This window comes from Hymenobacter sp. GOD-10R (assembly GCF_035609205.1).
Taxonomy (GTDB): domain Bacteria; phylum Bacteroidota; class Bacteroidia; order Cytophagales; family Hymenobacteraceae; genus Hymenobacter.
The window spans coordinates 4,292,217-4,304,366 of the sequence record NZ_CP141184.1 but is presented as its reverse complement, the minus strand read 5'-3'; the positions used below and the strand labels follow the sequence as shown (position 1 = coordinate 4,304,366).

Annotated in this window: 6 protein-coding genes; all 6 read left to right on the top strand. The window is 53.0% G+C overall.

Annotation, left to right across the window (positions count from 1 at the left end; all coding sequences use genetic code 11):
- Positions 1–824: 824 nt before the first annotated feature.
- The 6 genes from SD425_RS17190 (at position 825) to SD425_RS17165 (ending at position 12,147) form a co-directional block, all read left to right on the top strand.
- Positions 825–2,588 (top strand): cellulase family glycosylhydrolase, encoded by a 1,764-nt coding sequence (locus tag SD425_RS17190; protein ID WP_324671174.1) that lies wholly within the window; start codon positions 825–827, stop codon positions 2,586–2,588.
- Positions 2,589–2,800: 212 nt separating this feature from the next.
- Positions 2,801–4,630, top strand: a complete 1,830-nt coding sequence (locus tag SD425_RS17185; protein WP_324671173.1) for a 7TM diverse intracellular signaling domain-containing protein — start codon at positions 2,801–2,803, stop codon at positions 4,628–4,630.
- A gap of 543 nt (positions 4,631–5,173) precedes the next feature.
- Positions 5,174–8,365 carry a TonB-dependent receptor gene (locus SD425_RS17180; protein ID WP_324671172.1) on the top strand — a complete coding sequence of 1,064 codons (3,192 nt, stop codon included), beginning with the start codon at positions 5,174–5,176 and terminating at the stop codon, positions 8,363–8,365.
- 22 nt (positions 8,366–8,387) lie between these two features.
- Positions 8,388–9,917, top strand: a complete 1,530-nt coding sequence (locus SD425_RS17175; protein WP_324671171.1) for a RagB/SusD family nutrient uptake outer membrane protein — start codon at positions 8,388–8,390, stop codon at positions 9,915–9,917.
- 35 nt (positions 9,918–9,952) lie between these two features.
- Entirely contained in the window at positions 9,953–11,200 is a 1,248-nt protein-coding gene (locus tag SD425_RS17170) for a PKD domain-containing protein (RefSeq protein ID WP_324671170.1), read from the top strand.
- 89 nt (positions 11,201–11,289) lie between these two features.
- Positions 11,290–12,147 carry a glycoside hydrolase family 16 protein gene (locus tag SD425_RS17165; RefSeq protein WP_324671169.1) on the top strand — a complete coding sequence of 286 codons (858 nt, stop codon included), beginning with the start codon at positions 11,290–11,292 and terminating at the stop codon, positions 12,145–12,147.
- Positions 12,148–12,150: the final 3 nt, after the last annotated feature.

Here is a 12,150-nt window from a genome sequence, read left to right as displayed (position 1 = left end):
TTCTGAGTAATAGAAGCATTTTAGTAATTTGCTTTTTAGAAAAACACACCAATATATTTGATCACGCAGTTGCTCTCAAGACTTGTTAGCTAACCTATTGCATATGCTAAGCGAGAGCAGGGAGGCGTAAAAATTATCCCTTAACCTAGGTTCTCTGCTTGTAGCTATACTATAGCGCCGTCCACTCTGATTTGTACCAGCATCCCTACTTGCTTGGTACTGCTTCCAACCCAAACCCACCACCCATGAAGAACGCATTTACACTAGCTAAAGGTCGCTCTGAGCACCAGCATTGTCGACCTGTTTTTGCTGCTGGCTCGCAGCTTCTCTGAGGAGCTAAGTCGAGCTGCTTTTCTAGAATCTGCTTAGGGTATACTTCGAGTGCTTGCCTTTTTAGCGGGTGCTAGACTGATGTCTTTGTACGTCGCCTGTCTAGGCGTAGTACTTTCCTAAGCAGTGGCTGTAAGAGCCTTCTCTTTTCACGATAGCAGTGTTACGAAGGCTAAACCTCGTCGTATTCGAAACGAGGCAGATTCATAAGTATGCCAGCAGAAAACCTGGCAGGGGAGAAGCAAGCGCATAAGATGCGCTATCTGAAGCTTGTAAATAAAAAACCGTAGCGTGAGAAATGACGGTAAAAAGAGGGCGGGGTATCTCTGCCCTTTTTTTCTCTTTCTCCGCCAACAGGTGTTCTCAACCAGCATTTTATGGAAGGCCGAGATGGAGACGCTCCTCAAAAGGGGTACAATGGCGTAGCGTACGTGCTATGTACCATTGTAATAATCTTATTACACAGTCTACGTTCTGGCGCTCAGCAGCTGAGCATGCTCCATGCCGAGGGACCTAGGATAGTGAACAGCGGTGGGAAAGAAGTGATTCTCCGTGGGTTTAATGTAGGAGGCTGGTTGCTCCAAGAAAGCTACATCCTGCAAACGGACACACTGAACTGCCAGTGGCGCATCAAACAAGGTCTGCTACGTACGATGCCAGAGGCGCAGATGCAGGAGTTTTACCAGCAGTATCGCGCCAATTTTATTACTAAAGCCGATATCGATTTTATTGCTAAACAAGGTTTTACCTGCGTACGACTGCCGTTTCACTATGATTTATTCCTGACGGCGACCCAGCGCCACGCTCGCACGGAAGTCATCCGCGACCCTAAAAACGCAAAAAAGCTCGATGCCTACGTGCAAAGTCTGAGTACGTGGTACGATCAAGACCGGCTTTTTACCGATCAAAACACTGAAGGCTTTCGGCAAGTTGACAACGTGCTGAAGTGGTGCGCGGACAATAACCTTTACGTGATTCTGGACCTGCACGCTGCTCCTGGTGGACAAGGTACCGACCGCAACATCAACGATAACTTCTTGCCCCTCGATCTGTGGAAGCGCCGTGACGCCAAGGGCCGCGCCATCTATCAGGACATAACAGTGCGCTTTTGGGAAAAGCTAGCTGCCCGCTACAAAAAAGACGGGCGAGTAGCTATGTATGACTTGATAAACGAGCCGCACAACCTAAATGAGGCCAACGGCATGTCGGCTGATAATAAAGAGCTTAGCGCGCTATATTCTCGGCTCATTGAGGCGGTGCGCAGCCAAGGAGACCAGCATTTACTATTGCTGGAAGGCAACGGCTACGGCAATGAATACACGAACATCACCCCCGACAAGCTAGCTGTATCAGACAAGCATAATCTCGTGTACAACGCTCACCGCTACTGGTGTACGAACGCTCCGGAAGCCACAGATCCAAACCCTAATCAAGTCAACTTGATCAAAAACCTAGTGACTTTCCGTGACCGGTGGCAAGTACCGGTATGGGTGGGAGAAACGGGCGAAAACTCTAATGAGTGGTTTGCTGCCGCCGTGCAAGTGTTGAACGCCAACAACATTGGCTGGTGCCACTGGAATATCAAGCGGGTAAACAGCCCCGCAAGCTTGTTGCGTGTCAAATCATACGGTAGCATCCTGACCCCAGCCGGACGTGCTGCTTTGTTGCGCAACGTGCAATTTGCCAACTGCACTCCCAATCGTGATGTGGCGGCGGCGCTTACGCAGCCAAGCAACTTTTCGGCTCCCTTTGCTTCGCTCATGGTGCCAGGTACTATTCAGGCCGTTGATTACGACCTAGGTCGGGCGGGAGTGGCGTATCAGGACGAATACTCCGCTAAAACCGACTATCGGAGCAATAAGCCATGGAACCAGGGAGGTGTATATCGCAATGATGGGGTTGATATTCAGGAAGTTGTTAGCTCGCAGGGCAATAGTTTCGCTGTCGGGGACCTAGCTGCGGGCGAGTGGCTTAATTATACCGTAACGGTTAAGGCTGCGGGCGCTTACGCCGTACAGTTCCGCGTACAGCCCACTACCACGCCCGGGCGCCTTACGTTGAAGCTAGGCGAGGCTACCCTCGGATCAGTGCTAATAGAGCCGCAGGGAGATACAACCGTCTGGCAAACCTTAACGCTCCCGGCTGCGTCGTTGCCAGCAGGGCGGCATACATTACGGCTATGCGTCGATCAACCCGTTGGGAAGTTGAGTTGGCTACGGTTCTCGCCAGGCGCTAGCAGCACTGCTGGTGGGCAGTAAACTGCGCCAGATTTTTGTACCTTAGAAGTACTATGAAATCGACTCTGTACTATTCAGGTGTGTTCTCGCGTGTTTGGAACAATAGGCTGGTCATAACTCTCTTATTATTACTGGTTGGGTTGGAGAGTCCTGCCGCATCGCGCCCAGCTGACACGTTGAAAGTGCGAGCCGGCCTAGACGAGCTATTCGTTGAACCAGCTTTATACAGTGTTTTGGCTGACCCCTCGGGGCAACTCACCCTAGCTGATGTCCAGCAGCCTGCTCAGGCAGAGCACTTTCGGCGCGGCGACCAGGTACCTACAACGATGGAGGAGCCAGGCGCAGCATACTGGTTACGTCTTGTTGTGCAGGCAAAAGGTTCATTGATGCAGCATTGGTACTTGGAATTACTAGATTCTCACCTTAGCGACATCACCTTTTATCCATTTACCAAATCGGAGCAGGGAGCGGTGCACACTGGTGCTGATTACCGGTTGAGCTCCCGGAAGTTTCCCTATAAAAACTTCCTATTTCGTCTGCCACTTGAGGAAAACCAAACTCGTACTTATTATATCCGCCTCGAATCCAACTCCAAGACGAGTTTTGTGAGCCGCCTTCGCACAGAGCAGCCACTAGCCGTCCACTTTCAAACGGAATATGTTCTGCTTGGTGCTTTCTATGGAGTGTTGCTGATCATGGTAGTGTACAATTTGTGTCTCTACCTATTTATCGGCGAACAGACCTATTTGCGCTACGTGCTGTATGTGCTCAGTTGTAGCCTAGTTTTTCTGTCAGAAGATGGGCTAGGTTTTCAATACCTATGGCCAGACTTCCCAGCTATGAATCAGCTGGTTATTGCGCTGTCGCCCATTCTGCTGCTATTCACATTCAGCTACTACGCCCGGCAGTTTCTCGATGCTCCGCAACGCCTACCTGATTATGATCCTTGGGTGCGGCGTGTAGTCCTGATCAGTATTAGTCTGCTCTTACTCGATACGCTGTGGCTTCACTCCGGATGGGGATTCTGGTTTTACCTGATTCCCTACGGCATACTTTATTGCTTGGCCTTTTTGGTGTGGCGCGGTGGGTTCCGACCAGCTCGCTTCTTTCTGCTAGCACACGCCTTGGTCGCTATTAGTGTGTGCTTTATGATTTTGCGCAAGTTAGGTATCAATACCTTTACCAATACGGCTACTGTATACAGTATGAATGCAGCCTTTGTGATTGAGGTAGTGGTGCTTTCCTACGCACTCGGCGAGAAGATCAAAGCCATCAAAGATGCGACCATCCGCGCGCAGGGAAAGTTGGTCAAGCAGTTACGGAAAAAGCACCAAACGCAAGACTTGCTAGTAGAACAGCTTCGCCAAAATCAAGAACTGAAGGATCAGCTAAATACAGAGTTAGAGGCCTTGGTAACTCGGCGTACCGAGGAGTTACGGCAGCAGAGCGAAACCATTGCTGCTCAGAACCGCGAACTGTTACATGCTAATGGCCTGCTAGCCTTGCAATCTGCTGCTATTGAGAAGCTTAACACTGATTTGCGCCATGATTTGCAGCAAGCACAGGAAGCTAGGGTTTTGTCGAAGGAAGTAGACTTTGGTGAATTCAGCCAGATCTATCCAGACAAGGATGCTTGTTTGCGCTACTTAGCAGAGTTGAAATGGGTCAATGGCTACCAGTGCCGCCGCTGTGGACATGAAAAGTATTGCGATGGACGTGAGCCTCATTCCCGACGTTGCACCCGTTGCCGCTACGTTGAATCGGCTACGGCTTACACCTTACTACAGAAGTGTAAGTTTTCGACAGTGAAGGCTTTTTATGCCGTGTTCCTGTTGTACACGCATAATGGCAACTATTCTTCCCAGGAGCTATCCCGAGTGCTTGATCTACGCCAAGGTACCTGCTGGAGCTTCAGCCAGAAGGTGCTAGAAGCTATACGACGTCGCGAGCAAGCTGTCGATTACGAGGCAAATGAAAGCTGGACTCATATCTTATTGGATGCCAATGATGATCATGCTGAGGAGCAGATGGAAAAGCAAGACCGCTCTGATAGTTTGAGCTAGCTTAAGCTATCGGAAACGTTTTCGGAAAATGAAGGAAATATGAAGTAGGAAGAAGGTTGTTGTAGATTTTCCAGTTGTTGTTTAGCCGAATAATTGTTGTGCATCCATGTGCACTTAAGTTACGCCTAGCGATAATAAACCGTTTTTACGTGTGTAGTAAGTGTATAGATTAATTGTTTGTTATCACGAAAAGTGCATTTTAAGAGCATACAAGTGGATTTTAGCACTTGCATTTGCTGAACAAGATCTGATATATTTGGCTTGTTATTCTTGATGAGCCACCCCTTACTATTAGAATAAGCCAGGTGATAATAGTGCAAGGTATTGCACATTATCAAGCTGCTTGCAACGCCTGCTTTTTCCACCCTTTCTACTTACTGCTTTTATAACACGGATTGGACTGCTAGTCTTTTTCGTTTCCGGAAACGTTCCCGGAAACGATTATCTGCTTGCATACTAGATGTTTTCAGCATCTACTGCTTTCAATATTCTTCTTTCAATTACCCTCACCACCCCTATAACCATTCCCACAAACCTTGTTCTATGAGCTCAAACGCTTACAAACATTCTCTTTGGCGGCGAGTAGTGATGCTAGCCGCTTTAGGCGGGCCAGCAGTCGCTTGGCCCGCCCTTGCAACACCTAGGATACCCAACGGGCCGTTCAACTTGCTCGTTGGAGATCACCGCGCCGACGTCCCTGTGTCGGGTCGGGTTACGCAGGCGAACGGTACCGGATTGCCCGGCGTAACTGTTGTCGTGAAAGGTACTACCCTAGGTACTTCCACTGGGGCCGATGGTTCGTTCTCGTTGAACGTACCAGAAGGCAGCACACTCGTAGTCAGTTCGGTTGGCTTCATCAAGAAAGAAGTGCCTTTAAGCGGCGCTACTACCAGCCTCGTCATCAGCTTGGTCGAAGACCGCCAAGCCTTGAGCGAAATCGTAGTAGTGGGATACGGCACGCAGGAACGTGGCAGCGTAACGGGTGCTATTTCATCCGTCAACGGAGCGGAGTTAGTGCGTCAGCCGGTAGCTGATGCTACGCAAGCCATTCAAGGTAAAGTTTCTGGTGTAACTATTACCTCCAATGGTGGCGCTCCTGGCGGAGCAGCTGGTACTTCGGTGCGTATCCGCGGTATAACCTCGGCTGGTAACAACTCCCCACTGTACGTGTTGGACGGCTTTCCGCTGCCGGACGGTTCTGATAGTCAGATTAACGCCATCAGCCCCAACGACATCGAAACGATTGACGTGCTGAAGGATGCTTCTGCTACGGCCATCTACGGGGTTCGCGCTGCTAACGGGGTAGTTATTATTACCACGAAACGGGGCAAAGCTGGTCGTACCACCTTCAATCTGGATGCCTACCGTGGTGTGCAGGTCGTAGCGCGCAAGCTGAATTTGCTCAACGCCCAAGAGTACGCGACCATCAACAATGAGTCGCTCTTGGCAGCTGGTAAGCCTATTGCTCTTGACAAGCTGCGCGACCCTGCCTCGCTGGGCAAAGGAACTGATTGGCAGGACTTGCTATTCCGTCGGGCCAAGATTCAGAACTATTCGGTGTCGACTACAGGCGGCAGCGAGAAAGCCCGTTATGCACTATCAGGCACGTACTTCCAGCAGGACGGTATCATCCTAGGTTCTAACTTCGAGCGCTTTACGCTGCGCGCGAATGGGGATGTACAGATTGGTAAAATCCTGAAGCTAGGTAACAACATCTCCCTGACCCACCTGAGCGACCGTCAAGTGTCGAGCAACGGCGGCGGTAACGGCGGCAACAACGAATATGGCGCCGTGCAACAGCTGTTGCGCATGCCCCCGACTGTGCAGCCGTACCGTCCCGATGGCTACTGGTACCAGCCCAATAGCGCAAACGACAACTTCACGGAGGAAAATCCGCTGGCTACCTCGCAGCGGGTCAATCAGCGATTCACCCGTAACCGGGCGCTCACAACCTTTTTCGCCGAGCTAGAGCCCGTAAAAGGACTGCGCTTCCGCACGAACGTGGGTGCTGACTTTATCTTTGAAAACTTCAATAGCTTCGCACCCCGCGGCCCTGAGCTAACAGGCTACACCCAGCGCTACATCACGGCTGGCGCTACGGCTACCTCGCGGTACGCGCCTAGCTACCTGATTGAAAACACGGCGACTCTCGACCGTTTGTTCGCTGATAAGCACCAAGTAACCCTGCTGTTGGGTCAGTCGGCACAGCAGTTCTCTTTCAGCAACGTGGAGGCGTATCGTTCGCAGTACTTGCGCAACGACTTGCAGGTAATCAATGCTGGTCCAATTAACACGCTGTTGAACAATGCGGGCACCCTTGACCCACCTCGGCGCCTGGCTAGCTACTTTGGTCGCTTGAACTACGAGTTTGGGGGCAAGTACATTTTCCAAGCTACCGTTCGTTACGATGGCTCTTCCCGCTTTCAAGTCGGCGAGAAGTTTGGTTTCTTCCCCGGTGCATCCGCGGGCTGGCGCATTTCGGAAGAGGACTTCTTGAAGGGCAACAGCACCATCAGCAACCTGAAGCTGCGCGTTGGCTACGGGCGAGTTGGTAATGAGCTGAACGCCGGTCGTTACGCCTACCTGTCTTCCATCAACTTTGGCATTACCTACCCGCTTGGTGCAGATGGTGCCATCAACACCGGTGGAGCGCCAACTCGTCTGCGGAACCCCGATCTGCGTTGGGAATACAATGATCAGGCTAACGTCGGCATCGACCTAGGTTTCTTGGACAACCGCTTTGAAGCCAGCATCGACCTCTACAACCGGAACTCGCCGAATCTGATTGCGCCAGTGCCGCCGTCTTTGGTGTCGGGCACGTACGAATCGGTGAACCGCAACGCGGCCTCCGCTTACAACCGTGGTATCGACGTGGGGCTGACCTCCCACAACTTCGCGGGTACCGACCAAGGCCTAACGTGGACTACTACCTTCAACATCTCGGCTTACAAGACGCGCCTGGAGAAGCTAGGGGTAGGGGTACCCTATAATGGCCTAGGCTCTTTGAGCGGCACCATCGTGCGTTATGATGTGAACCAAGCATTTGGCTCCTTCTACGGCTACGTAGCCGATGGCTTGATTCAGACACAGGAGGAACTCAACACGCTGAATGCCGGCGCCAATGTGGGTAACCCGAAGAACGACAAGTTCTACCAGACCAACGGCACGGCACCTGGCGACATTAAATTCCGCGACCTGAATGGTGACGGCGTTATTACGGATGCCGACCGGAAGTTTATTGGTAATCCAAACCCAAACCTGACGTTTGGTCTCACCAACAATCTGGCGTATAAAGGCTTCGATCTGAGCTTCTTCATTCAGGGCGTGCAGGGCAATGATGTGTACAACCTCAACCGCTATATCACGGAGAGTGCCTTGTACAGCACCACCAACGGTACCACCCGCATCCTGAACCGCTGGACGGGCCCCGGCACCAGCAATGATGTGCCCCGCGCCATCAACGGTGACCCCAACAACAACCTGCGGGTATCAACCCACTTCATTGAAGATGGCTCTTACGTGCGCCTCAAAAACCTAACGTTTGGCTACACGCTGCCCAAAAGCATTATGGACCGGATTTCGGCCACGCAGCTACGCGTGTACTTCACGGCTCAGAACCTGATTACGCTGACCAAATACACCGGGTACGACCCGGAAGTTAGCGCCAGCGGCGTTGACCTAGGTATTTATCCGCAAGCGCGCGTGTTCATGGGCGGCCTGAACATTGGGTTCTAATTCTAATTCCCACCCTATTGTCATGAATATCTCAAAATTTACGTGCGGGGCTTTCCTGCTTTCCCTAGGATTGCTGACGGGCTGCGATGAGAAGTTCTTGGAAGAAGCTCCCGCCGACCAAGTAACTGACGCCAACTTTTACCAAACCCAGCAGGATGCCATTCAGGCCACGACAGCCGCGTACAGCGAGCTAACGAAAGAAGGCCAGTATAACCTAGCCATGTGGGCATTCGACATCATGGCGGATATCTCCGTTTCGGGCGGCGACGATGGCAACGACGCCATTGAGTACAAGCAGCTCGAAGCCTTCAGCATTCCTACGACGAATACGGTGGCTACGCGCCTGTGGGGCGGCTGCTTCATTGGCATTCAGCGGGCCAACATCGTGTTGCAGAAAGTACCGAGCATCCAAAACATGGACCCCGCTATTCAGAAGCGGTGCCTAGGGGAGGCGCAATTCCTGCGCGCCAAGTTCTACTTCGACCTCGTGCGAGTGTACGGCGACGTGCCGCTGTTTACGACTCCACCCGCTAGCCCAGATGCCGTGAACATCCCTCGCACGCCGGCCGCCGACGTGTACAAGCAAATCGAGCAGGATTTGATTGATGCCATTGGCAACCTGCCTACTTCCTACAGCGGCGCCGACCTAGGTAGGGCTACTAAGTGGGCTGCTACGGGCTTGTTGGCCAAGGTGTACATCACGGAAGGCAAGAAAACCGAGGCTGCTCAGCGTGCCCGCGAGGTAATCAATAACTCGGGCAAAACGCTGTGGGCCAACTACGCTGACAACTTCAAAGTGGCCAACGAAAACCAAAATGGTAAGGAGTCGCTCTTTGAAGTGCAGTACGTGAATGGTCGCAACGAATACGAACGCAACAACGTCGGCTCGGCCATGAACGAGTTCTTCGGGCCCCGTGGTGCCAACCAGACGCCGGGTAGCGGCTACGGTTTCAACGTGCCGGAGCCTGATTTCGTGGCGGGTTACGAGGCAGGTGATACGCGCAAAGCCGCCACCGTGTGGGTGCCCGGCGACGTGTACCCCGACGGCGGTAAGCAGTCGGCGCGGGCTACTGGCTCGCCGTTTGGCTACAACTGCAAGAAGTGGTTTGTGGGCAAGGTGAATACCAACATCTGGGATTCGCCGCTGAACGTGCCGGTGCTCCGCCTAGCTGAGATGTACCTAATTCTGGCCGAAGCCGTGGGGCCAACGACGGAAGGCTTGGAAGCTATCAACAAAGTACGCCGCCGCGCCTTCGGACTGGACATTAACACGGCCTCGGCGAAGGACCTGACCGCTAGCACCTCCGACTTTACGGGTGCTGTTCTGCGGGAGCGTAAATATGAGCTAGCCTTCGAGTTTGATCGTTGGTTTGATCTAAAGCGCTACAATGGAACGCCTTACGGCCTGATACCCGTGATGACAGCGCAAGCAAACTACCTGCGGAGTATCGGTATTCAGCGGGGCACGCCCACCGAAACCAACCTGGTGTTGCCCATCCCGCAGTCTGAGCTAGATGCTAACCCTGGCCTCAAACAAAACCCTGGCTACTAAGCCGCTTTTTTCCGACGATTTCAGCTTTCATCTGTATGAAACATACATGGACTAAAGCGGTCTGGGTTTTACTTACCAGTCCGCTGCTCTTTACTGCCTGCGAAAAAGAAGACCACGGCAAGCTGGAAGGTACCCTGCCGGCACCTAGCTTCAGCAGCGCCGTCAACTCAACTCAGTTTCCGGTCGCCGTCACCTTTACTGATAACAGTCAGAACGCTTTTGTGACGCAGTGGGAATTTGGCGACGGCACCATTGGCAAGGGCTCACCCGTAACGCACACGTATAACACGCCCGGCACGTACAAAGTACGCCTGAACGCGTCGGGTAAGGGCGGCTTTAGTGCCACGCCTCAAACCGATGTGGTAATACCTACTGCGTGCGGCAACACGGGCTTCTCGGCCTTAGTTGGCTGCCAGGGCAGTGCGCCTTCCGCGCGGGTCTGGACGTTCTCGGCGGCGGCGGGTGCCATCAAGCGCCTCGATGCCAACAACAACGTGACGTCTTCTTCGGCGGCCAACTCGTTGCCTTCTTGCCAGGCCGATGATCAGTTTACGTTCAGCGGCACGTCGTTCACCATGACCTACGCGGCCAACAACGTCTGCGGATCGGAGAAAGCCGGCTCATCGTCGTTCGTCTATAAGCCAAACAGCAGCGGCCTAGGTCAGATCGTGCTGGGTACTGCTGACGCTTTCATCGGTGAGAGTGTAGCCGTTACGAGCCAGACGTACGACATCATTGAGGCCAGCAACACGATCTTGCGTCTGCGCGGCACGCTGGCTAACAGCACCAAAACGGAAGTAACGCTGGTGCCCTTCGACGCCGTAACGCGGGTGAAGCAACTGCTCACAGGCGGCACCCAGAAAACGTGGGTGCTCGACAACAAAGTAGATCAAACGATTACGGTTGGTACCGAAGCAGACCCGAAGCAGTATTATCCGGGTGGTGTAGCGGGCGCGCTGCCTGCTTGCCAGGCCGACGACGAGTTTACTTTCTCGGCTGCCAACGAATATAAATACGACGCGAAAGCGGAAACCTTCGTCGCTGGTAGCCCTGGCAGCTGCCAGGCAGCTCGTTCTACTACCTCCGCCTTCACCTTCGGCCCGGCCGATGGAACTGGGCTAGCCCAGTTTGTTCTGAGTAAAACTGGCTCCTTCATCGGCATCACCGACGCTCCCGACCTGAACTACCGCATTATTTCCATCACCGACAAAAACATGGTGCTGCGGGCTGGTTCGGGTAAGAACAACGGTACTGTCTTCGACATGAAGCTAGTCGCTAAATAGTTCTTAGGAGCCGGACTGAACTGATCAGTCCGGCTTCGCTTTTCCATTCTATGAAAAACAAACCCGCGTCTTTTTTTGCGCGCTCCTGTATGGCTGGAACCAGTCTCTGGCTAGCATTGGGCCTGCTGGCTTGCACCGAAACAAAAAAGCCCGATATACCGCCGGCACCAAACCCTACTGGCAGCACCGAAGTCAATGCCACTGCTAAAGACTACGACCAGTACACGGAGCTAAAGTGGAGCGACGAGTTTGATGGGGGCGGCGCCGTTGACCCCACCAAGTGGACCGCTGAAACCGGGGGCGGTGGTTGGGGCAACAACGAATTGCAGTACTACACCAACTCGGTAGAGAATGCCTACGTGAGCGGCGGCAGCCTGATTATTCAGGCGCAGAAGCAAAGCCAAGGCGGGCGCGATTATACCTCGGCGCGCCTGATTACGAAGGGCAAGCAGAGCTTTACCTTCGGGCGGATCGACGTGCGGGCGAAACTGCCCAAAGGTCAGGGCATCTGGCCGGCTATCTGGATGCTCGGGAGCAACATCGACCAGAACAACTGGCCCGTCTGCGGCGAAATTGACATCATGGAGTTGCGCGGCCAGGAGCCAAACAAGATTCTCTCGACCATGCACTTTGGCTCCAGCACAGCCGACCATCGCTACAAAGGCACCGAAACCACGCTGCCCAGCGGCAACTTCTCCGACGACTATCATCTCTTCAGTGCCGTTCGCAGCCAAGATCAAATTCGATTTTACCTCGACGGCAAACAGTACTACACGTTCACTAGCAGCGACGCGTCGCCGTACCCGTTCAATAATCCGTTTTTCGTGATTCTGAACATGGCCATAGGAGGCGACTTCCTCGGTAGCCCTAGCCCCGCCACGATTAATACCACCACTTTTCCGCAGCAGATGGTGGTGGATTACGTGCGCTTCTACCAGTATAAGTAAGGT